A 26696-nucleotide genomic window follows, 5' to 3' on the forward strand; every position below is an offset into this window, starting at 1 on the left:
CTCCTTTAATCAATCATACTTTCTGCAAGTTTAACTGCGCTAATTTTCGCTTTCGGACAATCACTTCTAGACGTCAATGCAATCGGCACTGACGTTCCCACTAAGACACCGGATAGTCGACAATTAGTAAAATGAGCCAAGGTTTTATACAAGATATTAGCCGAATCAATACCTGGCGCCACTAAGATATCCGCATCTCCCTGAATCTGCCCAGAATACCCTTTGCTTGTAGCAGCCTTAGGATCTGTCGCTACATCCATTGACAACGGCCCTTCGATTATCCCGTTTACCTCTATTTGTTTAAAATAGTCAACTACCTCAGCTGCCGCTACAGCAGAAGGAATTTTCGGATTCACAACTTCAACTGAACTTAATAAAGCCAGTTTTGGCTTTACGATCTCTAACTTTGCTGCAACTTCAAGGGCATTTAGGCAGAGGTCTATTTTATCTTTAACCGTTGGTTCAATCGTTAAAGCCGGATCAGTTAGCAACCAGTGACGGTGGCTATCGATTAATTCAATTTTTGTCACTTGAGAAATCAATCGCCGATGCTCTATCGCTCGATTGTTGAGAATCGCTTTTAGCAACACCGCTGTTTGAATTTGTCCTTTTAACAAGATAGCCCTCGGTAAGTGAGCGACAATCTCAACGGCTCTTTCAGCCGCTTCAACCATTGTTTCTACACGCTCCAGCTTAATCTCTTTATCCGCCTTTAATACCTCACAAGTCAGTAGGACAAAGTCATAACAAGACTCCAACAATAGTGGTTGGATCACTTCAGACATCATTTTTTGATCTGCACCTGCAACAACAATCGTGACTTTCAATAAATAACACACCCCTTCTATTTGAAACCGTTTACTCCTAACTTAAGATTAGCTTTTTTGACTTGTAAATGCAACAAGTTAACCTAAAAGATTTAGCTAAAATCCAGTTAAATAACACTAACACAAAAACAATGCCGACTAATATAAGAATCCATCACCATTGTCAGAATATTACCAATAGAATGACTTTTAGGTAATTATTCTGGTTATTCCAGATTTACTAAAGGCTAACTTTAACTTAATTTATGCAACAACTTGCAGTTAGCTAACTTGACCACGATTTGTGAAAAACGTACTTACATAGAGATGATTTCTAAGCACGATTAAATAACAATACGCACAAACTAATATCTAAAGTTTTATTGAGAATTCCCTTACCTAGTTCTCACCAAAAGCACAGATTAAGACTACCTCAACATAAAAAGCCGCATTAGCGTTTTAATTTACAAGACGCTAACACGACTTCTTCTACTCTTTTTTCAAACGAAGAGGAACCTTATGATTCTCTTTCGGCTTAACTTCAAGCAAATCAAGTAAAAAGACGAACACTGGAATACCAATAACTAATCCCCAAACACCAAAAAAAGTTTCTGAGAACATTAAAATGACAAAAATATAAAAAACTGGTAAATCAGTCTTACTACTCATTAATTTCGGATTTAACAAATAAGATTCCAGCATGTGGATAATCATGATCATAATCAAGACATAGATAACATCTTGAATCCCTCCTACAGTATACCCCAGTAAAGCTAAAGGTATGCAAGAAATGATGACGCCTGCCACGGGAATCAAACTAAAAATGAAAATCATTAAAGCCAAGCTTAACAATTGAGGAAATCCCATCACATAAAGCCCCAGTGTTGTTAGGGCCGTGTTAACCAAGGCAATCATAAATTGCGCTTCAATTACGACACCAAAGGTATTCACAAATTTCTTACCTAAGTAAGCCACATCTTGGCTGAACCAACTGATCTTGCTAGTCAAGAATAATTTGCTGAAGTTCTTTACCCACTCTTCCTCAATACTGAAGAAGAAACTTAAAACAAAGGACATGACAAAGGTCATTCCCATGGAACCAATACTTGACAGGTAATCAAAAACCACTTTAACGCCTGATGTCAACTGATCTTTGATCTCTTTGAAACTGATGTTTTGACTAATCCACTCTAATAAAGAATTGTCATCCATGGGTTTTTGATAAAAGGCAAAGAGCGACTCAATCATCGCAAAGGTTTGATTGATTAATTTTGGCACATAAATCGTCAAAGCAAAATATAGAAAAATGACGATTATGCCATAAATGCCAATTGCAATAATCTTTCTAGGTATTTTTACTTTTCTATGGATTACACTGACTAATCGGGTAATTAAATAGGTTAAAATAAAGGTCAATAAAATCAAACTAATAACTTGTCGAATTAAAAATAAAGCTAGACAGATAACTAGCAAAACAAATGTGCGTCTTAACCCATCATTCTGCTTAAATTTTTCCCATACATTCAAAAAAACACCCTCCAAAAATCATTTTTGCTTATCTATTATCTCATACTGTGTCTAATTAACAAGTCAGAGCTCCCTAATTTCATGAAAAATTAGGAAGCTCTGCTTCAATTATTCTGTTGTATTAGTATTTTCCGTGTTTGACGATTCTTTCGTACTGCTATCTTCCGTGTTAGCATCGCTATTTTTTATTTCACTACTTTGACTTGTTTGATTTTTCTCTGGTAATTTCAAATCATAATGTCCCAACTCGTTGGTAATGAGGCTCACATAACTTGCTTTCCCATCCCCTTCAGAAAGATGAACACCATCCTCAGCTAACAAGCCTGGGGCTTGGGAGGCGATACTGTACCAATCGACCAAAGTCACATTTTCTGATTCAGTAGCTGCCTCAGTTAACATGCTGTTCACTTCACTTTCCCAATTCCTTGGAACACGAGTGTTAATCAGGTAGACATTTGCCTTATCAAATAATGTTAGAAATGTCGACAAATCTTTCGAATTGAAGGGACTATTAGATCCCAACTCGATAAAAATAGCAGCATCTTTGTGATTATAGTCGCCGTACTTCTCTTCAACTAGTTTTTTTGCATCAACCAGTTGTCTGCCCACTTTACCATCTACCACAATACCCGGAACGGCTTCTTCCAGCTGATCTTTAATTCCCAGCATAATCGAGTCTCCAATTGCCAAGACTTGAGTTAAGGTTTCTTTTTTCACTGGTACTTCGCTTGTTTCCGTCTCAACAGGCTTAGTGACTTTCGCATTAGCCCGAGTCAAGAATTGGTTGGTACCCCAAATGCCTAAAGACAGAACAACAATAATTCCTACGGATGCTGCAGGATAATAGAGTTGTTTTTTAGAAACAGCTTTTAATGACTTAAAGCTTGCCTTTAATCCATGCTTGCGGATTGGCTCCTCGATCCACATATAAGAAGAATTAGCTAATACCACAATTAAGGCCAACTGCATCAACACTAACCCTATATGAAAAGTTCCAACTAATTTAACTGGCGTGAATAAAGCCACCACTGGATAATGCCATAAATAAAGACTATAAGATCGCTTGCCAATCCAACTGAACGCCGGATTAGCAAATAATTTTCCGAGTTTACTCGAAGGATGTACAATGACCGCCAACAAAACAACTGTAAAGAGCGCCACCAATACCAACCCACCATGATACAAAAAAGTTTGATATTCATTAATCAGCAATGCGATGATCAATAAAGCAACTAAAGCGCCAGTGCCTGCCCCATCTAAAATTCGCTGAGCTTTTTGACCAAAATTATCCTCTAAATAATAGTAAGGCCATAAAAAGGCTAATCCACACCCTGCTAAAATCGCAAAAATCCGAGTATCCGTTCCATAATAAACACGGTCAATGGCGTTTGGGTTGTATAGAACTGCCATCAAGACTGCTGAAAAGATACCGGCCGTAATAATGGCTAAAAGCACACGCTGTCTTTTCTTTAACCACTTGAGCAACCCTAATAATGCTACCGGCCATAATAGATAAAATTGCTCTTCGATCGCCAAGGACCACAGATGCTTAAATGGACTTGGTGTACCAAAAGAATCAAAGTAAGGGACTTTCTTAAAGATATACCACCAGTTACTTACATAAAATAATGCAGCAATACTATCGCTCCAACTCTTTTTAAAGCTACTTGGAAAGAAAAAGAAGCAAACAATTAAGACCACAATCAATAAAGTGACAACTGCTGGCAATAATCGGCGCAGTCGCTTAAGCCAAAACTGTTTAAAATCAAACTGTTTCGTTTGATGCCATTCAATCATCAAGCTATTCGTAATAAGATAACCGGACAATACGAAGAATATATCAACCCCAATAAAGCCACCTTGTGCAAAAGGGAATTGAAAATGATACAAAATAACGAAAATAATAGCTACGGCTCGTAAACCATCAATACTAGGCAAATACCTCTTCTTTCCTATTTTGTCACTCACACATATAAGCCCCCTGGAATTCGTTCATACTTGCATCTTTATATGCATTTATTTGTTATTTAATTATTTCAGAATTTAGATCGTCAGCGTCTCGCTAACGTCGGTACATCATTCAATATCCCTCCCTTAATAAGCGTTTAATCAACTAACTCTTACGCATGAAACTATCGGGACAAAAATCGACCAGATAATATGTCTCTAACGTTAAGACATATTACATTTTAGCATGTTTTTTACAAACATGTAACAAAAAAATTGCAATTAAAACAAAAATTAAGAAATTCTTTTGTTTTTCCGTTAAATAAACACCCGTTCGTAACATTAGACATAAAATGAAAGCGCTGAACTTACTCACTTCAAGTTAATTTTCACCATTTATCCCAAAAAATGCCCCTTATAAAGAGAGAATATACTTTCATTAACCCCCTTAGAGATTTTAATCTTATTTTGCATAAAAAAAAACAACAAACAATAATGATCCGATTGTTTGTTATTTTTTAAATAATTCTACTATTTCTAATTATGGTCTAAATATTTTTGCCAAAGATCATCAAAAATATCCATATTGTCCAAATAACTGGTGCTCAATTCCAGATAATCACTAATTTCACTGTGACTTTCAGACTGCTTGGGAAACTGAATATCCAAGCCAATGGCATTGGCTAATTTCGTTTCAGGTTCGTTGATTTTAGGTCCTCGTAAAGTTAGAACGTAATGATAAAAACTCCTTCTCACTCAGTTTCCTCCCAATACTCATCGATAAACGTTTGGCGGGTATGATGAGCCTGTTTAAATCGAGTTGGGTTTTTCTTGTAAAAGCCTTGATGATAATCTTCAGCCAGATAAAAAGGTTTCGCTGGTTCAATTGCCGTCACAATCGGATCGTCAAATTTACCGCTATCAGCTAAGGCTTGTTTACTCGCCTCAGCAATTACCTTTTGCTCCTCATTTTGATAAAAAATTACAGCTCGGTAGCTATCGCCACGATCCTGAAATTGACCAAACGCATCTGTAGGATCTGTTTGACGCCAGTAAATCTCCACTAATCCCCTGTATGAAATCACCTGAGGATCAAACACAATCTCGATTGCCTCAGTATGCCCTGTCGTGTGACTGCATACTTCCTCGTAGGTCGGGTTCTCTTTATGACCCCCAGTATAGCCTGATGTAACGCTCATAATACCTGGTTGCTGATCAAAGGGTTCAATCATGCACCAAAAACATCCTCCAGCAAAAATGGCTGTTTCTTTTCCCATATGCTTCACCTATTTCTTTTTAGTTTGGTTACTGTCTATTGGCAAGTATACATTAAAACGGATGTCATCATCAATTAAATTGATTTTCTCTGCTTTAACAAACATCCCATTTTGCAATTTAAACTCATCTAAATGTAAGACGATGGTTTGTTCTTTAGGTAATACTTCCACCCATTTAGGGACATCAAAGTCCTTTGCCACATATTTCATAATTTCACTAATTGGTAACGGCAAACTGCCAATCGAAATGCTGGTGGCCTTTAATTGGATATTCCCCTCTTCGGTCACGTATGGATCAAAGTAGAGATAAAATTGCATATCATAACCTAAAACTTTAAATGTTCCATTCAGTAAGGCGCGATCTTCCAGATAAAAATCATATTGAACTCCCGAGTCCTTTAAAAAATCATTCAAGTAGTAACTGATAATCTGATTGACCTGGTGTTTTTTTAACTGAACTTGAAAAGTAGCGTCTTGTTCATTGCTAACAGATTCTTCTGCGGGTTTATATGTTGATTCTCTTGCAGTCATCATGCGACTAACTAAAAAAACCGTTGCCCCTATCAATAAACCAATTAATACTAAAAAAGCCATTTTCCATGGATTTTTCAATAATTTTTTGAAGCCATTTTCAGTTGAAGTTGCCTTCACTAGGTCAACGTCATCCTGCTTGTTTATTTTATCTTTTTTCATTGGTATCCCTACTTTTCTAGCCAGTCTTTTTTAGTTTCAAACATCTTATCTTTAAAAGCATTTGCCATAATTTGGTACCCTAGATTATTGGGGTGGAAATTGTCCACTTCTGAAATCAAGTTATTCATTGTCGCTTCTGCTGAACTGGTTGATGAGTCTGTCGTCTTGCCAATCCCTATTTCGCCATTTAAGCCCTTGTAAAGCGAATCGTTAATAGGAATGAAGTAAACTCGCTTCTCGTCTCTAATAGCCTCTTTAGCCCCATCGTTCCACAAGGTAACAATGTCTTGCATCTCGCTGACTTCTTGAAAACTTAAGTAAAAGGGGTTATAGATTCCCATCAGGTAAATAGGTGCTTTAGAGTTGTAGCTGCGAATTTCAGCAATTAATAAACTCAGTTGCTTTTTGAATTCTTCAAGAGGCTTATCAAAGGTTTCGTAAGAAATATCGTTCATAAATTCTGACTTGATAACTTTCATCAAATCGTTACCACCAACGGTCAAAGTAATAAAATCAGCATTTTTCAAGCCTTTTTGAATGTCTTCATTTTTCTTAATTCGTTTCAGTATTTGATCGCTTCGGTCACCTGCCTTACCGAAATTATCAGAATGAATTGCGTCAATCCCCGTTTCTTCGCTAATCCCTTGCTTTAACAGTGGCACATAACCACCGGCCTTAGTGGTGTCTCCGACACCTTCAGTCAATGAATCGCCAATGGCAACAAAATTAAGTAACTGTTTTTCTTTGGCCTTTTCCGTAGGACTCGACTCACTGAACATCGGTTTAGCCTTAGGAATAACCGCCGCCAACGCGACAAATCCGATGACACAGGCTAGGATGACCAATCCCAGGCTATAACTATATTTATGTATTAGTTTCATAGTTGTTCTCCTACCTACCTCATTTTGAATAGTCTTTGCTCAAATAATGGTTAAAAAAAACAGACCAGCAACGTGATCTGTTATTGATAATTACTCAGTGTACAACATAACAGCGAAAGCACCCTTGCCAGTATGAGTTGCAATAATTGACGAAGCATCCAAAACAGGGATATGCATATTAGGAAACATTTCTTGCAGCCCCTCTTTAAAACGTTCAGCCGTTTCAATACCATCAGCATGAGTAATCGCAATCTTTTTAACATTCGTCATTTTTGCCAGTTCTACTTTTAACTCATCAAACCACTTATAGAAGGCTTTAGCCCCTCGACCCTTAGTCAGCGTAACCAACTCTGAATCCAGTAATTGCATAATCACCCGAATATTAAATATATTGCCAATCACTCCAGTTGCACGGCTGATACGTCCGCCTTTAACTAGATTATCTAGAGAGGCCACTCCGATGTATAACAAACTGTTAGCTTTGACTTCTTTGACTTTTGCGATAATCTCTTCTTTCGATTTTCCTTCTTGAGCCATTTCAGCCGCTTCAATTACTTGAAAGGCTAACCCCTGGTCAGTAAAGGTACTATCAATCACGGTAACATCACTTTTTGATAAAGTTGCAGCTTGTTGGGCCGTATTGACCGTGCCGCTAATTAATTCTGTCATATGAATTGAGATGATTGCACTACCGTCTGCACCAAGCTTATCGTAAAGTTCAACAAACTCACCTATCGGTGGCTGGCTGGTTTTAGGTAAAGCCTTGGCATTCTCCATCATCGTCATAAACTGACTGCCCGATAAGTCTGAATCATTGTAGATAACACCGTCAATCATCACTGAAAGTGAGACAATTTCGATATTCAATTTTTCAGCCATCCCCGGCTCCATGTTACAAGATGAATCAGTGACTATTTTTACTTTTGACATATTTATACTCCATCCTTTAAAAAAAGAAATTATTCGTGTAGAATAGATACCAGAGAGATATCGTACTAGTTAAGTATAACAGATTAACTAATGATTTTCACTCATTACGTCGTTAAAAAAGGTGGATAATAATGGAACAGACTATGTTTTCAAAGAAATACTTAATCGTCAATGAAGTATTAAACGCGGTAACCCATGGTATTGGTGTCGGTTTGAGTATCGCTGGGCTAGTTATTCTCTTGGTGAAAGGTGCGAGACTTGGCTCTCCTACCCACGTTGTGGCTTACGCCATTTATGGTGCAACCTTGATCTTACTTTTTCTTGCTTCAACGCTTTTCCACAGTTTAATTTTCACAAAAGCAAAAAAAGTCTTTCAAGTCTTTGACCACAGCTCCATCTACTTGTTGATTGCTGGGAGCTACACCCCTTTCTGCCTGTTAACTATTAAAGGCTGGTTAGGATGGACACTTTTTGTGGTCATTTGGTTAATGGCGTTATTAGGCGTCGTTTACAAGTCAATTTGGCTGGCGAAAAAAGGGAATTCAGCCGTCATCATATACATCATCATGGGCTGGCTCTGCCTGACTGCTGTCAAACCACTCTATGAAGGTTTGGGACCTATTGGCACTGGGCTCTTAGTTCTTGGTGGCGTATCATATACCGTCGGCGCCATTTTTTACAGCATGAAAAACGTTAGATTTATGCATGTTGTTTGGCACCTCTTCGTCATGCTGGGAGCTGGGTTGATGTACTTCTCAATTTTACTTTACACATAATTTAGCATACCTAATAAAAAAGACATCAATTCTCATGGTGAGAGTTGATGTCTTTTTTAACGTTGAGCTAAGGCTAAAGCAATCGTCTTGTCGACTAATTCTGACTGGGCGTCCACCACCGGGTAACCTTCATTCATCGTCACCTCTTGCATTAAGGACAATTCGGTACATCCTAGCACCACCACGTCACATTTCTCCTGGTTGATCATAGTATCCAAGATGGCCAGATAGAGTTCCTTATTCAAAAACTGGCTCTCCTTAACATCTCGATAAATCAGATTCATCACATCGTCTTGAATAGTCTGACTCGGATATACCACTTCAAACAACTCATCACTGAATTCTTTGCCATAGACACCTGAATTTACAGTCCCCTGAGTCGCTAGCAAAGCCACTCTTATTTTAGCTTCTCCAGAAAAACGCTCTTTAACTTTCTCAGCCGCAATTCTTGGCATATGCAAGATTGGTATCGATGTTTGAGCTTGAAGCTCCTCATAAAAAGTGTGCGCCGTATTACAGGTCAACACAAAAAAATGCGGATTAAGGGTCGTCTGTTGCTTTAAATCTTCTGTTAAGGCCGCCACCGGGCTTGCTAAGGTTGAGTCCAAGATATAGGCGGTTCGATCCGGTACACTCGCATGATTAACCAAGATATAATTCAAGTAATCCTGATCCGTGTGAGCTGGTGTTCGACTGTTTAACACTCGCACAAAACTTTCCGTAGCCAAGGTCCCCATACCACCTAAAATGGTAAAAAAGTTTTTCATAATTATCCCTTATTTTCTTTAAAGTATTGTTTAAATCGCTTGTGATAGTTATAAAACATATAATGCATCAATAATTTGCGCTTTAAGCTCCCGTCTTCTTTATAGAAGACTGTTGTACCAGACTTGCCATCTCGAAGCATCTGAATGGCTTTCGCTTTATCAGGGCTGTCCTTCACATAGGTTTTAAAGATTTTCTCCGGAATACCCATCCAGAGCATATCACCTTTACCTAAAATTGTCTCTGTAAATGGTTTTCCAAAAACACGATCTTCCGTCACATAACGAGCCAGATTGTAGCCATTTAAAGTAACGTAAAAGCTACTTCTTCCCTGACGCAGATTAATTTCAAATAATTTGTACTCCCCATCCCGTGGGTCATATTTCATATCAAAGTTAGCAAATCCTGTATAGTTAATTCTTTCCAAAAATGACTTAATTGTACTGTAAATTTTTTCATTATAATCTGGTAAAATTGTCACATAGTTACCAATCGATGCAGGGGTCGGGTCTTCCAACAACGGGTGGCCCAAGCACATCATTCTAACATTCGACGCTTCATCGACATAGGCATTTAGTACTCGCATATTATCGTCATCACCGGGAATAAAATCTTGACAAATCATTTCAGAAGAATAACCCGCTTGATAAATTCGACCGAGAATCAAATCAAATTCCTGTTGATTTTTGATGGTAAATGCTTTTTTACGACCTTCAAATTGAGCACTTAAATACTCCACACTATTGGCAGGTTTTAAGGCAACTGGAAAATTAAAAGGCAAGCTGATAGAAGTTTTTTCTGCCGCCATTTCTTTCGTGATAATCAAGGTTTTAGGATAAGGTAAATTAAACTCTTCGCAAACTTCATAAAAACTAACTTTATTCATTAACCGCTGAAATAACTCAATATCAATATAAGGACAAATAAAATGTTCAGACAGTTCTTTTTTATGAGTTGATACTAATTCTGCATACCCATCCCCACAGGCAATCAATAAATACTTCTTAGTCATATCCGTCCGTTCCTTCACCAACTTACGCATCGTGTCAATAAACACGGGATCCGTATCAAATTCATGATGAACGCTCACGTTCACAATTTTACTGTAATTAGTAGGCGCTAATTGATCCGACGCATGGGCTTCCGAGACAATTCCATACTCCTCATAAAATGAGCGCGCCATGCCGTATACATTGATATCACTACCTAAAAGTATTGGTTGAAATTCTGATTGAGTGCTTTGTTGCATTTTAATACCCACTTCCTATTAACGTTTCTGTAATTTTTAAATCTCCCTCATAAGGAATACGCTCACCCTTAATTATCTGGTATAAGTCATTTCCTTTGCCTGCTAATACTACCACATCTTCACCTTTTGCATTATTCAAGGCGTAGCTAATCGCTTCTTTACGATCTAAAATCGTTTTTCTCACCACATGATCACCTAGCGCCTCGGTAATATCAGCAATAATCATTTCAGGGTTTTCATCACCTGGGTCATCTGTGGTTAAAACAGCCACATCTGCTAAATCTGAGAGCACACGACCAAAATCTTTGCGCCTTGACACTCCTTTGCCACCTGTACTGCCGATTACGACATACAATTGACCTTCGGGATGTTCAAGCTTAACAAAAGACAACAAAGTTTGCAGGCTTAAGTAATTATGGGCATAATCCACATAAACACTTGTCCCTTTCCCTGTTACCAATTTTTCCATTCGCCCCGCTACTCTAGCTTTTGATAAGCCCGTGTGAATAGCCTCTCGATTAGCACCAACTAAAGAGGTTGCCAAAATGGCACTAAGAGCGTTCCCCTGATTAAAATCACCTAAGAGATTAATACCGTAAGTCCCATTAATACCTAAGGAATCATTTTTACTCCTTACTTCAAACTCACCGCCTCCAAGAGGCTGAAAACAATAGTCTGCATCAATCTCAGCTTGACCGTATGTCACAATTTGATTAGTGGACTCTTGGCCGATCGTCCTTAACATCTCAAAGTAATCAGAATCTCGATTAAGAATCAACTGGTTTGAATGGCGCAATAACTGCCGTTTGCAATAAAAATAATCGTCAAAATCCGGATGCTCAATTGCCCCAATATGATCTGGTGAGATATTCAAAAAGACACCAACGTCAAAGTTCAATCCGTAAACTCGGCTAGTTTTATAGGCTTGAGAAGACACTTCCATAATTAAATGACTCATCCCATTCGTAACAGCTTGCCGCATCATACGATATAAATCCAAGGATTCCGGCGTAGTTAGCAACGATTTCGTTCCGTTTTTCCCATCTAAAATCGTCTCCATAGTTGAAAATAGCGCCGTCTTCTCTTTTGTCGCAATCTCCATGATGTACTTACAAAAATAAGAAGCCGTTGTTTTTCCCTTGGTTCCCGTATAAGCGATAATCTTTAACTCTTCTTGCGGGTATCCATAAAACGCCATGCTGATAACAGCCATCGCCTTTTTGATATCTGTTACAATAATCCCTAGCCCATGGTGTTCAAGATCATAAACCGTTTCTGACACATAGAAAAAAGCACCAGCTAAAATAGCTTGCTCTAAGTATGATTGTTTAAAGCCGATTCCCTTACAAAAGAAAAGTGACCCTTCTTGGATAGTTCTAGAGTCATAAGTGATATGACCGATAGTGAGAGAAGCAACAGGTTCTGGTGCATGATAGTACCAGCTGTCTTGGTAAATAAATTCTTTTAATAAATCATGTTCTACTAATACTTGCGTTAAAGTCTCTAAAGATAGCATAAGATGCTCACTGTCTCCTCTCGTACTTATTGATTATAGCATAGCCATCTGATATTTTGGAAATGAAGTGCCATCTCTCACGAAAATAACATATAAGAGTAGATAGCATCTATTTTGAATTAAATTAGTCAATTATAACTTAGGGGCTCAAAGTTAATCTATCCGAAAAGAAAAGGCCGAGACATAGTCCCAGCCTGTCTTTTTACTGTCATCATAAGGCGTTGACCGTACCACTCCGGCCTTATTGAGGTGCAACTGGTTTTGCTTCGTCAATAAAGAAAATTTTATACCAGGTCAAGAATGTAAAAATGGTCCAAATTTTGCGACGATCATCGTTTTCCTGCTTGAAGTTTCCGTCTAACATCGCCAAAATTTTATCTTGATCAAAAAACTCAGCAACAAAGTTTTGAGAGAAAATGTCTCTTACATGCTGATAATATTTGTCAGTGCGTAACCAGTCTTTAATTGGCACTGGAAATCCTAGTTTCTCACGATCTGCCCACTCATCTGGCAGATGGCGATTAGCCGCTTTACGAAAAGCAAATTTTGTATTTTCTTCATTCAATAAATATTTAGTCGGGACCTGTTCAGCCACTTCCATCATCCGAATATCTAATAATGGCACTCGCAATTCAATTGAATGAGCCATGCTCAACTTATCAGCTTTCAACAGAATATCTTTCGGCATCCATTGGTGAATATCCAAATACTGCATTTTTTTCACTTCAGATAAGTCTTTGACTTTTTTGTATTGACGGTCAACAATCTCTTTTATACTTTCACTTTTACGGAAGCCAGGTTGTAGCAATTCATCTGCTTCCTGCTCTTCAAAAACTTTCGCTTGGCCAATAAAAAAATCTTCTGCAGGAGCCAATGACGTGTATAAGTGCATGCTTCCTTTAAAATTGGGCGCCTTTTTGATTGTACGGGCGATTGAATAACGAGCTTTTTTAGGTAACTTTTTTAAAACCTCAGCAAACACACGAACAGGTCTTGAACGAGTGTTAAACCCATAATTTTGATAACCGGCAAACAATTCATCCGCACCTTCACCAGATAAAACAACCGTTACATCTTCACTGGCCATCTGAGCTAAGAAATACAGAGGCACACAAGACGGGTTTGAATCAGGCTCATCCAAGTAATATTGAATCGTTGGGAAATAATCAAAAGCTTCATCTCCTGTCACCACTTTAGACGTATTGTTTAAACCAATTTTGTCTGTTAAACGTTTGGCTTCGTGAGACTCATTATAAGATTTGTCGCCAAACCCAATGGAGAATGTATTGTCTGGTCGTAAAACCGATGCCACATAACTGGAATCAACGCCACTAGATAGAAAGGCGCCTACTTTAACTTCGCCAATCGAATGAGCCTCAACAGATTCTTTAACTGCGTCATCAATCATGTCGACAGTCTCTTCCAGCGTCATTTCTTTTTCTTGGAAATTGGCATCCCAATATTTTTCAATGGTTAACGTATTATTTTTATAGGTATAATAATGACCTTCTGGAATTCGATAAACATCTTTAAAGAACGTTTCCTCTAAAGCAGAATATTGAAATGTCATATAGGGTTTTAGCGCTTCTTTGTTTAATGCTTTATTAAAGTCTGGGTGAACCAAGAAACTCTTAATCTCAGAACCAAACATAAAGGTATCATTCATTTCAGCAAAATAATAAGGTTTGATGCCAAAATGGTCACGAGCACCAAATAATTCCTTTGTTTCACGATCCCAAATAGCGAATGTAAACATTCCTCGTAACTGTTTGACAATATCCACGCCATATTCTTCATAACCATGTAAAATCACTTCCGTATCGGCCTTCGTTCGGAAAATATGCCCTTTTGCTAATAAGTCATCTTTAATCTCTTGGAAATTATAAATTTCCCCATTGAAAATAATAACCTTAGTTTCATCTTCGTTAAAAATCGGTTGAGAACCGCCTTCTAAATCAATAATACTTAGGCGGCGAAACCCCAAAGCGACTTGATCATCTATAAATTCACCAGAACTATTAGGACCGCGATGGACAATGGTATCCATCATGTTCTCAATAATTTCTTGCTTGTTTCCCTTTGTATTGACAAAACCGACAATACCACACATAGCCATCTTCCTATCTCTATCCAAAATTAACCTTTTCAGGTCAGTCATTTCTTCATTCATCCTTGAAATACTCTCCTAGGAGTATAACATATTTTATTTTCGGCTTCAATCGCCCTGTTTAATAAGTTTTCTTTAACTTTCATAGATGTTTACATAACCTATTTTAAGAACAGCGACACAGAGCTTTCCCTCTCATCGCTTTTATGAACAACAGTCCTAATTGCTAATGATAAGACGCTCTAAAAAACATCAGCGCTAATGGGACATTAACACTGATGTTTTTTTAATTTGCTTTTCGTTGATACGTTTCAAATGAATGTTTGAAGATATTTTTATCATCGACCAAGCCTTCACTGATGTTAATCATCGTCCACTCTTCCCAATTAACCGGTGGAAAATAAGTGTCTCCCTCAAAACTCTCGTGAATAACTGTTCGATATAAAACCGTACAACTTGGCAGAAATTCCTGATAGACGCTTGCTCCACCCGTAATAAAGGTAATGCCCTCAAAGGTCTCCGCATAATCCAAAACCTCTTGAAGGGAATGCATCACTGCTACACCTTCTGCCTGATAATGACGGTTATTTGTTAATACAATTGTCCGACGATTGGGTAATGGTCTTTTGCCCATCCCCTCAAAAGTCGTTCTCCCCATAACAATCGTATTGTTTTCGGTTGTACTCTTAAAAAAGGCTAAATCATTTGGCAAATGCCAAGGTAATTTATCATCTTTTCCGATCAACCCATTTTCGTCTTGCGCCCATATCGCAGCTAACATATTCAAAATCCTCCTAAAAAATTCCCCAACTAAACAGCAATTGGTGCTTTTATTGATGGATGGGGGTCATACCCCTCCACTTTTATATCTTCCACATCAAAATCAAAAACTGATGTTTTTTCCTGATTCAAAACTAAGGTTGGAAACGGACGTGACTCACGCCCTAACTGTGTCTCCATCTGGTCAATATGATTGCTATAGAGATGAGCGTCACCTAAGGTATGAACAAAATCACCAACCTCAAGACCCGTTTCATGAGCGATTAAGTGCGTCAACAGAGCATAACTAGCAATATTAAAGGGCACTCCTAAAAAGACATCGGCACTGCGCTGATACAATTGACAACTTAACCTACCATCTGCTACGTAAAATTGGAACATCGTATGGCAAGGTGGCAAGGCCATACTTGGCACATCTTCTGGATTCCAGGCTGACACGATTAAACGTCTAGAATCTGGATTGGTTTTAATCATCTCGATAACATCACTGATTTGATCAATCGTTTCACCATTTCGTGTTTGCCAATGACGCCATTGTGAACCATAAATATTGCCTAGCTCGCCAAATTCTGCGGCAAATGCCTCATCCTCCAAAATTTGTTGACAAAACTGGTTTAACTCGACTTGATAGACTTCGTTAAAAGACTCATCTGTCACTGCTCGGCGACCAAAATCAGTCATATCCGGTCCAGTATATGCTTGGCTTTTAACATAGCGCTCAAATGCCCATTCATCCCAAATGTGATTATTATGCTGCAGCAGGTAACGAATATTCGTATCTCCTTTTAAGAACCACAGTAACTCACTTTTAATCAAGCCAAAAGGCACTCGTTTAGTGGTTAAAAGTGGAAATCCCTGACTCAAATCAAAGCGCATTTGATGACCAAAAACACTTTTTGTTCCAGTCCCTGTTCGATCCGATTTCTCGAACCCCTCTGCCAAAATCATTTGACCAAGATCTAAGTATGCTTGTTCCATATAGTCTATCCTCCTATACTTTAGGCGAATTCGCCAAGATAATCCCATCGATTGATTTTTTCTTCTAACAACTGTTCTGTGCGAGTGACCTCATCTTGCAAGTTCTGCAAGGCTGTAAAATCACTGCCTTGATGGTTCATTTCTTCCGCTAATGAGCTTAATTTAACTTCCAGCGCCTCGATATCCGCTTCAATCGTTTCCCACTCTTTCTGCTCTCCGTAAGTCAGCTTAGTCTTAACAGCATCCGTCGGTCTTGTCGCCACTTTAGCTGTTACCTTAAGTTCCTTGTCTTCCTGCTTACTTTCAGACAAATAATCAGACATGCTTCCGAAATACTCAATGATTTTACCATTACCTTGGAAAACAAGCAACTTTTCAACCGTTTTATCCAGGAAATAACGGTCATGACTGACCGCAATAACGGCACCACTGAACTGTTCCAAATAGTCTTCTAGAACGGTTAGTGTATCAATATCTAAGTCATTAGTTGGCTCATCTAGAAGCAAAACATTAGGTTGAGCAATCAATAATTTCAATAAAAAGAGACGGCGCTTTTCCCCACCAGACAATTTACCAATAATCGTGCCATGACTTGAGCGTGGAAATAAGAAACGCTCCAACATATCCGCAATACTAATCACAGTTCCGTCCGCTTGTTTCACCAGTTCTGCCGCTTCTTGGAGGTACTGAATCATCCGCTTATTGAGATCTAAATTTTCATTCTCCTGAGTGTAATAGGCTAAACGGACTGTTTCACCAATCTCATAGATACCGGCATCTAACTCTAAACGTCCAGCTAAAATATTTAATAAGGTGGACTTTCCTGCCCCATTTCTCCCTGTAATCCCAATTCGATCACGAGATTGCACAAGTAAGTTAAAATCTTTTAACAGCTGTTTATTTTCAATCGCGTACTCACCGTGTTCTACAATCAGTACTTTTTTACCTAACCGTTGACTGCCTAGGGAGATATCGATTTCGTCCTGTTGCCCGACTTGATTTAAATTGCCTTTTAACTCTTGAAAGCGATCAATCCGCGCCTGTTGCTTAGTTCCCCGCGCTTTAACCCCTGCACGCATCCAAGCTAATTCTTGTTTGTACAGTTGATTTTGCTTATGCTCTTGAGCTCGTTCTGTTTCTTGGCGCTCCGATTTAGCTAATAAATACGCTTGGTAATTCCCTTTATATTCATGAAGTTTCCCAAAAGACAATTCAAAGATTCGATTGGTTACCTTATCCAGGAAATAACGATCATGGGTGACCATCACCAAAGCGCCTTTGTACTGTGCTAAATAAGACTCCAACCATTCGATAGCCTGATAGTCAAGATGGTTAGTCGGTTCATCTAAAAGCAGTAGATCAGGTTCTTGAATTAAAACTTGAGCCAACCCCACTCGTTTCTTTTGACCACCCGATAGGTCACCGACTTTTTTACCAATCTCACTAATACCCAGTTGCTGTAAAATAGTTTTGGCATTGGTATCAGCTAGCCAAGCATCTTCTTTGTTCATCACTTCTTCTGCTTTTGCATAATCACGCTGGTAAGCCTCACTAGTGCCGTCAGCCGCTAAATTCACCAAAGCCACTTCATATTTTCTGACTGCCTGTAATAACGGTGAATCACCTTCAAAAACAGCTTCAGCCACCGTTAAGTTTTCATCCAAAGTTGAGTCTTGAGACAAATAACTAATATGGTAGTCATGCGGTTTTTTTACCTCACCTTGGTCCATGCCATCCTTATCAGCTAATATATTAAGAAGACTGGTTTTTCCGGTCCCGTTGACGCCAATTAGCCCTACTTTATCTTTTGTATGAATCAAAAAAGAAATATCCGTAAAAAGCGTCTTTTCGCCATATGTTTTCGTTAAATGATCGATACGAAGTTCCTTCATTTGTTACACACCTACTCTTTCTATATCCAATTCATTTTAACAGATAACGAAATCCGACACAAGAAATGGTTAGCCAAATCACCACTCCACTGTAATAAAGTTATAAGGTCACTCCATTCAGTCGCAACCATTAAACCAACAAGTGATTGCAAACCACCATTTTGGAACCTATCGATTTGCCAAAACAAAAAAAGAACAACCATTTCTGGTTGCCCCTGATGTCTATTTAGAATTTATCTCCATACAAATCATCCACTGTCTTCTCAGGATCGATAACAATATACAGATGTTTATCTTTTGAAATTTTTGTTGTTTGATATTGATTGTCCAATCCTTCTTGACCAGGAGTGCCTTTATCCAAGTAAGGGAAGTAAACTAAGTCTTCCTTACCATCATCAAAGATAATGACCATTTTTTCAATATCCTGGTATTTTAACGCACGTTCGAACATACCTAGTTCAAGACCACCTTGGTTAATATCATCCGTTTTAACATGATCCGCTTCTTCGAAAATTTCAATTTTAAACCCTTCGCAAGGATTGATTTTTTGGAAGTCACTGCCATTAATCCGACCAAAGCTAGTGGTAATATGTTTAATCCATAGATCGCCAATATGTTCGCGTTGGATAGTCCAAGTTTCGCTGTTTCTGAAATAGAATCTAAAGCCTGTCATTTGTTTAGTCATTGTGTGTTCTCCCTTTCGTTAAAACCATTATTTATTTATAAGTTCATTATATCACAAACTTATTATTTTTCAACTGTTTTTCGTTAAAAGTTTCACAAATTCTTTCTATTACCTCAATCTACTCATAAAACGCTCAATATCAACGATTGCTCGTTTATGACTTCCCTTGGCTAAGCAAACTTCTTTTTCAAAAACTTCAAACTCATAGGTTAGGCTACCATTAGTTTGTTCATTTAATTGCACCTTAACCCTAACAGAACCACCAATTTTAGAAGCTTTTAAATGAGTAATCTGAATATAAGTCCCCACAGTGGTCTGACCACTTGTCAATAATCCTTTGGCTAAGGTTTGACAGGTATTTTCAGCAAAAGCAACGACAGCAGGTGTTGCCAAGACAGCCAATTCCCCAGAATTCAAGGTATCTGCAGAATGTTCCGGCTTAACTAAATAGTCCTTTTCAAGATAAGTCACCTGATTCCTCCTTTGGATCATCTTTTATCGGCCAAAGCCTCTTTGACATAGGCTAATAACTGTATTTGATTATTTTCTAGCCGGTTATTAATCACAGCCTGTTCCATTTCTGCTAAAAGTTGCCCAACCCATGGCCCAGGTTGACGATCAGTGGCAGCTAATAAATCCTGTCCATTGACGGCCAACTCTTGAATGGAGTGAATGGTCAGGGCTTCATAAGCTTGGATCGTCGCTTCTACTTTTGGCAATTGACCAAAATAAACCAAGCTGTTTTCGATTAAGATCAGTTTTTCAGCCCCTAGTTCATACAACCATTCTGCTGTCCAAGGCAGATGTAACCGATGAGTCAATCCTCTCAAGGAACTGGTCACTAATTTTATCAGGTTATTTGATAACTTCCATTGACTTAACAATCCTCGCCAATCTTTTTCTGAAATTTCCAAACAAAACAAGGTAACCAACCAAACCATCGCCTCACTGGTCATCCTTTGAGCTGGCAATGCAATCAATGCCGCTAGCTCCTTTTCTTTATGGGGAAATCCAGGGCAATAATGATAACACCCGCTCAATTGAAAAGGCTGAAGCCCTTTTTGACGGTAGTTGCCTAACATTAATTTGACAAATTCAATCTGAATCCGCTCAATTGAGATTTTCTCCAGTAGACAATGATGTTCCATAATTGCTTCAAAGGTCTGCCTCTCTATATCAAATCCCAGCTGACTAGCAAAGCGTAAGGCACGCATCATTCGCAAGGCATCTTCATTAAACCGTTCAGAGGCATCGCCAACAGCTTTAATCAGTCCTTGCTCCAAATCAGCTATCCCTTGAAATAAATCAACTATTTCTCCCTTGCAGTTCATAGCTAAGGCATTAATTGTAAAGTCACGTCGTTTCAAATCTTCCTCTAAGCTACGAACAAAGGTCACTTCATCTGGCCGTCGATAATCCTGATAAGTAGACTCCGTTCGAAAGGTGGTAATCTCATACTGTTCTTCTTCAAATAACACTAAAACGGTCCCATGTTCAATCCCTACATCCACTGTCCGCTTAAAAATTTGTTTAACCTCTTCTGGATAAGCGCTAGTCGCAATGTCCACGTCATGAATTTCTTTCCCCAAAAGGACATCACGCACACTTCCACCAACGAAATATGCTTCAAATCCCGCTTTTTCAAGGGCCTCAATCAGTGGCTTCCCACGCTGAAACTCAACTGGTAGTATCTCTAGCCTCATAACAAATTTTCCAACCCATAAACTAACTGTGACAATCCAACAACCTTTTCACACCCAAGTGCAACGCCGGTCATAAACGAACTCCGATCGTAAGAATCATGACGAATCGTCAAACCCTCCCCTAAGCCTCCAAACTGAACTTGTTGATGGGCAATCAAACCTGGTAGGCGAACGCTATGAATCTTCATACCTTGATAATCTGCGCCACGGGCCCCAGGAATTAATTCTTCTTCGGCTGGGTTTCCTTGGATTTTAGGTTCTCTGACTTCAGCAATCATTTCTGCTGTTTTAATAGCCGTTCCACTTGGAGCATCTAATTTATTATCATGATGCAATTCCATGATTTCCACATCAGGGAAATACTTGGCCGCTTTTTGAGCGAATTCCATCATTAATACCGCACCAACAGCGAAATTAGGCGCAATTAAGCCACCTGTTTGTTGTTGTTGAGATAAAGCGATTAATGTTTTGACCTCTTCTTCAGAAAAGCCAGTGGTCCCTACAACTGGTGCCACTTTGCGTTTTAAAGCAAATTTTGTATTCTCAAATGCCACGGCCGGAATTGTAAAATCAATCCACACGTCAGGTTGAACCTTCTCAATTAACGCTTCTTTCGTCTGAAAAACAGGCACATCTTCCTGACTGTATTGTGGAATGTCATTTAAATTGCTTTCCTTTGAATGAGGGTCCAGAACACCTACTAATTGAAAATTATCTCGGTCAATCACCATCTGAGTGGCAGTTGCCCCCATCTTCCCTTTAAAACCCGCTACGACGATTTTAATCATCTTATCCGTCCTCTCATTTATTCCTAATTTTTAAATTTTTTCGCTAAATCATCATCCAAACGGTCAGATGATTGTTCAACATTTGCCAAAATATCGCTTAAACGTCTTGGTTTGACTTCACTACCTTGATCTGCGGCTGTGACTATAGTATCAATCCCCTGACTAAAACTTTCTGTCATCTCTTCAATATTTTCCGTTAAGGCCTGTAGTTTCGCAAAAGGCGAAGTGGCTTTGACTTCTTCCACAACTAGTTGTTTATCGATTTCCTCACGCATTGCCTTAAGGCTTCGTTTTTCCATGATTAACTTCCTCTTTTCTGATGGTCTTTTCGCCAGTTTCACCTATCAACTAGACATATGATGACAGGTCTGACACAAGAACGGCTTCTCACTTATTATCTTATCAAATATCCACGAAATTAGAAAGAGAACTTCTCTAAAAGATTGGCCAATGATACTATCGAGTTAACGAATTCTAGACGTAAAAGAATGTGATTAGTACGAAACGATTGACAAGAATCAGAGATTTATTGTTAATCGTTTTAGCACCAGCTTTTATGCCTTTGGACTCGTCGCCGTTACTTACAAAATAACTTGGCTGAAAGAGGCATTACTGGCGTCACTCTTATTCTTAAAGCCCTTCTCAATATTAACCTCGCTATTCAATCCTTTTTATCAATATACCCTTGATTTTAATAGGTGGCAAAGTATTAGGCTCACGACCCTTTATTTACACAATCTTTGGAACCGTTCCCCTTCCTTTAAAACCTCTGGTTATAGCAACTGATTTTGCTACATATTGCAGTGGATAACGACTTGTTGATAGCAGCTTTACTAGCTGGTTTCGCAGGTGGACTTGGCAGTGGCCTGATTTACCGTGTTGGTGGAACGACAGGCGGCACTGATATTATGGCTCGAATACTGGAAAAAAATCAGGCTTGACTATGGGAAAATCTTTGCTGCTCTTTGATGTGATTGTTTTGCCCCTCTCTCTTGTTTACATCGACATCGTTCACATGATGTGCGCCTTTATCGCTGCCTTTATTTTAATCGAGTCGTCGATTTCGTTCAAAAAGGTACTTATTCAGCTAAGAGCCTGCTTATAGTATCCGACCACCACCTAGCCATTGCCACTCAACTTATGGCACATATGGAACGAGGGGTGACTTATATCAAAAGCGAGGGAGTCTATTCCGCCGCTGGTAAAACCATCATCTACTGTGTGGTCAGTAGCCAAGAAATTGCCGAGATCAAATTTTCAATCGAAGACGTTGACCCCAGTGCCTTTGTCTCAATCATCAATGTCCAAGAAGTATTAAGGGAAGGTTTTAGCTTTGGCGACCCACCTGCTTCAAGCAAAAAAAGCCTAACTTTGGTTTGAAACGTCAAAAGGACTGAGCCACGGCCCAGTCCTTTTGTGTTAATTTTCTTTTAAACTACTTGTTAATCGTTGGAATTCAGCCTGATTACCAGATTCCAAAGCCTGATCAATTTCATGATACAATTCGATCAATTCATTGGATTTTTGCTCTTTTGCCAAGGCCTCCAAAACCGATTGCTCGACCTCGGAATCTACCGTATCATTCCACGAATAAAAAGGATTGTCCGCTAAGACCGCTAAATACTCAGGGCTATTCCATGAATGATCAAATGAAATTTCCATAAACAACTCTTTTTTCCAGTTCATCCGCAACTCATGAAAAACTTGCTCCGAGTCGGTAAAGGTCCGACCATTTAAATATAGCTCTAACCCTTCCACCTCTGATCCAGCTTGCGAAATGCGAACTCCTCGTGGCGTCTTATTGGCATTTTCGACGAATGTGACTTTCGCCAAAATTGCGGCATGGTTCACCAAATAATTTAAAATCCAATAAACTTCTCGGCGACCAAAATCCACATGATCATTTAACCAAGCAATAAAGGCTTTTTTTTCATCCACACTGATGCTCATCACAATTCCCCCTTCTCACTTCTCTACTACCACATTATTCTTCTAGTAAATGATAAATTTCAATATCACCTGGCACATGCTCTAAATAATGAGTTAACATGTGACTAGCTTCTTCTATTCGACCTTCAGCACGCAAGAACAAGCCGTAATCCTTCAAGAAATCAGGCTCATGGGCCAACCCCTCTGCCGCTTTGTCATAATTTTCCGCCGCTAATTTAAAGTCTTCCAATCCGTTGTAAGCTTGGGCTAAGCTCCAATTGGCATGAGGTTGATTACTGCTTTCCAAGCCAGTCAGTGTTTCGACCACCTCTTCAAAGCGCTCATCTGCCAATAAAATATTACTTAGCTTAATTAAAGAAAATTCCTTATCCTCTTCCAAGTTAACGGCTTTGCGCATAAATTCTTCCGCTTCCGCAATTTTCCCTAGACGGTAAGCATTATCTGACGCTAAATGATACAGATCAATGGCATAAGGATTTTGTTTTAGCCCCTCGGTCATAATCAATTCCGCTTCGGTCAATAAATCTTCATCTAACATGGCACTGGCAAGTGGCAGATAAACGGCTTCAAAGCTCGGATTTAACACTTGCAACTGTTGCAAGTGAGAAATCGCCTTCTCTCGCTCGCCTAATTGAATGTAAGTCACCCCTAATAAGAAGAGACGTTGATCCGTCTGTTCATCTTCTAGAGCATGTTCCAAATAAGGAATTGCTTCTTCAAACTCACCGATCATACTCAAGGACGACCCTATACGCTCGTATAAGTTGATTTCCAAGCTTTCCCTCTTATCTTTAGCTAAGAGTTCCTCATAGATGGCAATCGCCTCAACGAACTTGTCAGAGGCATAGTATAGCTCCGCCAACGCCAATATCAAAATTGGCTCATTAGGCATCAGACTTTGAGCTTCTTTTATCTTCTTCTCACTAACTTCCGGTACTCCCATCATTTGATACATATCGGCAGTCACTAGCAAGCTTTCAACATAACTCGGGTGATCATTCGGAATTTTTTCTAAAAAGTCAAAAGCCGTTTCCATTTCACCATTCTCAATCGCAATTTCAGCTAAAGGAATATTCAACCCCAGTTCCTCTGGAAAGGTCTCCAAGAGTTGTTCAAACACGATAGCCGCTTCTTCCAGAAAACCAGCCCCCAATAATTGTTCCCCTAACTGAGATAAGACATCAGGCTCATCACTGCGCAAGGCCTGCTCAAATTTTAATTGTGCTTCAACTAAATCATTGTCGCTCAGTGCCCCTAGCATTTGTTCACTGTATGAATTCATTTCTACTATTCCCCTTTTTCATCCGATGATATTATCCTCAAAAGACAGGTGAATCTCTTAACGGATTGTTTCACCTTCTTTGACCTATTATAAGCCATTCCGTCATTAAAATCACTAAAAAGGCATGAAAACTATCAGTAAACAAAATAAGCAGCAGCCTACTACTTACTCAATTAAAATAATTTCAAATCCACTCTATGATAAAAAAAAGAACCGCAAACCTTGATAAATCAAGATTTACGAGTTCTTTATTGATACAAACTATTTAACTGCATCTTTCAATGCTTTACCTGGTTTGAATGCAGGTACTTTGCTTGCAGGGATATCAATTTCTTTACCAGTTTGTGGGTTACGACCTTTACGTGCTGCACGATCGCGCACTTCAAAGTTACCAAAACCGATCAATTGAACTTTTTCACCTTCAGCTAAAAATTCTTGGATTGTAGAAAATACTGCGTCTACTGATGCAGTAGCGTCTTTTTTAGTCAAGTTAGTTTTTTCTGCAACTTTTTCGATTAATTCTGCTTTATTTGCCATGTTTGTTTTTCACCTCCTGATAAGAGATTAGATGTTTTGATTATTGACATCTTATTAATCATTTTTGAGTGGTCCAAAAATGATAATTTGAAAAATTGACTTACTCAATATTTCATTATCAAAGATATCACAGGAACGCCGATATATCAAGGGATTTGAGTTTTTTTTATCAAAAATTCGAAAAAACTCATTAAAATACAAAATTCGTTGCAGAAATAAAGCAAGTATGTTAAAATGCCGTTTTTCTGCTATTTTCGGCGTCTTGCGATTATATGAATAGGTGTACCTTCGAAGGTAAATGCCTTGCGAATTTGGTTCTCTAAAAAGCGTGAATATGAAAAATGCATCAATTCTTCTTCATTGACAAAGATAACAAAAGTGGGTGGTTTTACCGCAACTTGTGTCGCATAGAAAATTTTCAATCGTTTGCCTTTATCAGTCGGTGTTGGATTGATGGCAACAGCATCCATAATCACATCATTTAAGAGGGATGATGGTATACGTAAATTCTGATTCATGCTAACTTTTTCAATCAAATCAGGAATTTGGCTTAATCGTTGCTTTGTTTTAGCCGAAACAAAAATAATCGGTGCATAATCCAAGTATTTAAACTCTTTGCGAATGTCTTCTTCAAATTCCTTCATCGTGTTCGTTTCTTTTTCAATGGCATCCCATTTATTGACAACAATCACGATTCCGCGACCTGCTTCATGAGCAAAGCCAGCAATCCGTTTGTCGTACTCACGAATGCCTTCTTCAGCATTAATGACCATTAAGACCACATCTGAACGATCGATAGCACGCATGGCACGCATCACACTGTATTTCTCAGTTGTTTCATAGACCTTACCTTTTTTGCGCATACCTGCCGTATCAATCATCACAAATGGTTGACCGCTTTCTGAAACAAATTCTGTGTCAATCGCATCACGAGTCGTCCCAGCAATATCAGAGACGATCACACGATCTTCACCAAGCATCGCATTAATAATAGATGATTTTCCAACGTTAGGACGACCGATTAAACTAAACTTAATAATGCCGTCATCTTCTTCTTCGATCTCAGTTGAGAAATGCTTGACAGCTTCGTCAAGCACATCTCCAAGACCAATTCCATGGCTTCCTGAAACAGGATAAGGGTCGCCTAGTCCTAATGAATAAAACTCAAAAATATCTGCACGCATCTCTGGATTATCAACTTTGTTTACAGCTAAAATAATTGGTTTACCAGATTTGTACAACATTCTAGCAACTAACTCATCTGCATCTGTAATCCCCTCACGAGCACTGGTTAACAAAATAATAACATCAGCTTCTTCAATAGCTATTTCTGCCTGATATTTAATTTGATCCATAAACGGTTCATCACCTAAATCGATGCCCCCTGTATCAATAATACTAAATTCTCTACCTAACCATTCGCCAATGGCGTATAGACGGTCACGAGTCACTCCAGGTGTATCTTCAACGATTGAGATACGTTCACCAGCGATTCGGTTAAAAATAGTCGATTTGCCGACATTTGGTCGGCCGACAATTGCAATTGTTGGATTTGCCACTTGACAATCCCTCCTTTAACTAATTTAGGTCCGTTCTCTAACAACCTTAAACGGTCAAAAAAACGGAC

General features: G+C 38.8%; 25 protein-coding genes and 1 pseudogene. 2 read left to right on the forward strand and 24 right to left on the reverse strand.

Going from position 1 to position 26696, the window contains the following annotated elements; translation table 11 throughout:
* Positions 1-5: 5 nt before the first annotated feature.
* From RWN13_RS00660 to RWN13_RS00695, 8 genes are all read right to left on the reverse strand, one after another.
* Positions 6-827: a phosphate acyltransferase gene (locus tag RWN13_RS00660; protein WP_314059445.1), complete on the reverse strand. Its 822-nt coding sequence runs from the start codon at positions 825-827 to the stop codon at positions 6-8.
* Positions 828-1295: 468 nt separating this feature from the next.
* The gene (locus tag RWN13_RS00665) at positions 1296-2333 is read right to left on the reverse strand and encodes an AI-2E family transporter (RefSeq protein WP_314059447.1); all 1038 of its coding nucleotides are present in this window, start codon (positions 2331-2333) and stop codon (positions 1296-1298) included.
* Positions 2334-2441: 108 nt separating this feature from the next.
* Positions 2442-4301 carry an acyltransferase family protein gene (locus tag RWN13_RS00670; protein WP_314059449.1) on the reverse strand — a complete coding sequence of 620 codons (1860 nt, stop codon included), beginning with the start codon at positions 4299-4301 and terminating at the stop codon, positions 2442-2444.
* Between the two features lie 516 nt (positions 4302-4817).
* Positions 4818-5036: a YozE family protein gene (locus tag RWN13_RS00675; protein ID WP_314059451.1), complete on the reverse strand. Its 219-nt coding sequence runs from the start codon at positions 5034-5036 to the stop codon at positions 4818-4820.
* On the reverse strand, positions 5033-5557 hold the full coding sequence (gene msrA, locus RWN13_RS00680) for a peptide-methionine (S)-S-oxide reductase MsrA (protein WP_314059453.1): 525 nt from the start codon (positions 5555-5557) through the stop codon (positions 5033-5035). The genes RWN13_RS00675 and msrA overlap by 4 nt, the downstream gene beginning before the upstream one ends.
* A 9-nt stretch (positions 5558-5566) precedes the next feature.
* Positions 5567-6250 carry a YpmS family protein gene (locus RWN13_RS00685; protein WP_314059455.1) on the reverse strand — a complete coding sequence of 228 codons (684 nt, stop codon included), beginning with the start codon at positions 6248-6250 and terminating at the stop codon, positions 5567-5569.
* Between the two features lie 8 nt (positions 6251-6258).
* On the reverse strand, positions 6259-7131 hold the full coding sequence (locus RWN13_RS00690; RefSeq protein ID WP_314059457.1) for an SGNH/GDSL hydrolase family protein: 873 nt from the start codon (positions 7129-7131) through the stop codon (positions 6259-6261).
* Positions 7132-7221: 90 nt separating this feature from the next.
* Positions 7222-8061 (reverse strand): DegV family protein, encoded by an 840-nt coding sequence (locus tag RWN13_RS00695; RefSeq protein ID WP_314059458.1) that lies wholly within the window; start codon positions 8059-8061, stop codon positions 7222-7224.
* A 131-nt stretch (positions 8062-8192) separates the two neighbouring features.
* On the opposite strand from RWN13_RS00695, the gene RWN13_RS00700 reads away from it, so the two are divergent.
* Positions 8193-8837: a hemolysin III family protein gene (locus RWN13_RS00700; protein WP_314059459.1), complete on the forward strand. Its 645-nt coding sequence runs from the start codon at positions 8193-8195 to the stop codon at positions 8835-8837.
* A gap of 56 nt (positions 8838-8893) precedes the next feature.
* On the opposite strand, the gene RWN13_RS00705 is transcribed toward RWN13_RS00700, so the two are convergent.
* The 12 genes from RWN13_RS00705 to RWN13_RS00760 all read right to left on the reverse strand — a co-directional run bounded on the left by RWN13_RS00705 (position 8894) and on the right by RWN13_RS00760 (position 21599).
* Positions 8894-9604, reverse strand: a complete 711-nt coding sequence (locus tag RWN13_RS00705; protein WP_314059460.1) for an amino acid racemase — start codon at positions 9602-9604, stop codon at positions 8894-8896.
* Between the two features lie 2 nt (positions 9605-9606).
* Positions 9607-10851, reverse strand: a complete 1245-nt coding sequence (locus RWN13_RS00710) for a carboxylate--amine ligase (protein WP_314059461.1) — start codon at positions 10849-10851, stop codon at positions 9607-9609.
* A gap of 1 nt (position 10852) precedes the next feature.
* On the reverse strand, positions 10853-12367 hold the full coding sequence (locus RWN13_RS00715; RefSeq protein WP_314059463.1) for a UDP-N-acetylmuramoyl-L-alanyl-D-glutamate--L-lysine ligase: 1515 nt from the start codon (positions 12365-12367) through the stop codon (positions 10853-10855).
* Between the two features lie 241 nt (positions 12368-12608).
* A complete protein-coding gene (gene asnB / locus RWN13_RS00720; protein ID WP_314059908.1) occupies positions 12609-14477 on the reverse strand; it encodes an asparagine synthase (glutamine-hydrolyzing) in 1869 nt (622 codons plus the stop codon).
* A 283-nt stretch (positions 14478-14760) separates the two neighbouring features.
* Complete coding sequence (locus RWN13_RS00725; RefSeq protein ID WP_314059465.1) at positions 14761-15255, reverse strand: dihydrofolate reductase; 495 nt, start codon at positions 15253-15255, stop codon at positions 14761-14763.
* A gap of 29 nt (positions 15256-15284) precedes the next feature.
* Positions 15285-16232 carry a thymidylate synthase gene (locus RWN13_RS00730; RefSeq protein WP_314059466.1) on the reverse strand — a complete coding sequence of 316 codons (948 nt, stop codon included), beginning with the start codon at positions 16230-16232 and terminating at the stop codon, positions 15285-15287.
* Positions 16233-16252: 20 nt separating this feature from the next.
* The gene (locus RWN13_RS00735) at positions 16253-18124 is read right to left on the reverse strand and encodes an ABC-F family ATP-binding cassette domain-containing protein (RefSeq protein ID WP_314059467.1); all 1872 of its coding nucleotides are present in this window, start codon (positions 18122-18124) and stop codon (positions 16253-16255) included.
* Positions 18125-18350: 226 nt separating this feature from the next.
* On the reverse strand, positions 18351-18809 hold the full coding sequence (locus tag RWN13_RS00740; RefSeq protein WP_314059470.1) for a hypothetical protein: 459 nt from the start codon (positions 18807-18809) through the stop codon (positions 18351-18353).
* Between the two features lie 108 nt (positions 18810-18917).
* Complete coding sequence (locus RWN13_RS00745; protein WP_314059471.1) at positions 18918-19280, reverse strand: thioesterase, FlK family; 363 nt, start codon at positions 19278-19280, stop codon at positions 18918-18920.
* A gap of 17 nt (positions 19281-19297) precedes the next feature.
* Complete coding sequence (locus RWN13_RS00750; protein WP_314059473.1) at positions 19298-20512, reverse strand: CCA tRNA nucleotidyltransferase; 1215 nt, start codon at positions 20510-20512, stop codon at positions 19298-19300.
* Positions 20509-21300: a 4-hydroxy-tetrahydrodipicolinate reductase gene (dapB, locus tag RWN13_RS00755; protein ID WP_314059474.1), complete on the reverse strand. Its 792-nt coding sequence runs from the start codon at positions 21298-21300 to the stop codon at positions 20509-20511. Before dapB ends, RWN13_RS00750 begins: the two co-directional genes overlap by 4 nt.
* Before the next feature lie 23 nt (positions 21301-21323).
* Entirely contained in the window at positions 21324-21599 is a 276-nt protein-coding gene (locus RWN13_RS00760) for a hypothetical protein (RefSeq protein ID WP_314059476.1), read from the reverse strand.
* A 194-nt stretch (positions 21600-21793) separates the two neighbouring features.
* On the opposite strand from RWN13_RS00760, the pseudogene RWN13_RS00765 reads away from it, so the two are divergent.
* Positions 21794-22680, forward strand: a pseudogene (locus tag RWN13_RS00765) (YitT family protein).
* Positions 22681-22719: 39 nt separating this feature from the next.
* On the opposite strand, the gene RWN13_RS00770 reads toward RWN13_RS00765, so the two are convergent.
* The 4 genes from RWN13_RS00770 to der all read right to left on the reverse strand — a co-directional run bounded on the left by RWN13_RS00770 (position 22720) and on the right by der (position 26628).
* Positions 22720-23250 carry a YpiB family protein gene (locus RWN13_RS00770; RefSeq protein ID WP_314059479.1) on the reverse strand — a complete coding sequence of 177 codons (531 nt, stop codon included), beginning with the start codon at positions 23248-23250 and terminating at the stop codon, positions 22720-22722.
* 34 nt (positions 23251-23284) lie between these two features.
* Positions 23285-24532, reverse strand: coding sequence for a tetratricopeptide repeat protein (locus tag RWN13_RS00775; protein ID WP_314059480.1), 1248 nt, complete (start codon positions 24530-24532; stop codon positions 23285-23287).
* A gap of 261 nt (positions 24533-24793) precedes the next feature.
* Entirely contained in the window at positions 24794-25069 is a 276-nt protein-coding gene (locus RWN13_RS00780; RefSeq protein ID WP_209525764.1) for an HU family DNA-binding protein, read from the reverse strand.
* 248 nt (positions 25070-25317) lie between these two features.
* The gene (der, locus tag RWN13_RS00785) at positions 25318-26628 is read right to left on the reverse strand and encodes a ribosome biogenesis GTPase Der (RefSeq protein ID WP_314059481.1); all 1311 of its coding nucleotides are present in this window, start codon (positions 26626-26628) and stop codon (positions 25318-25320) included.
* Positions 26629-26696 lie beyond the last annotated feature (68 nt).

Origin of the sequence: uncultured Vagococcus sp. (assembly GCF_963518325.1) — a bacterium.
Classification (GTDB): domain Bacteria; phylum Bacillota; class Bacilli; order Lactobacillales; family Vagococcaceae; genus Vagococcus_D.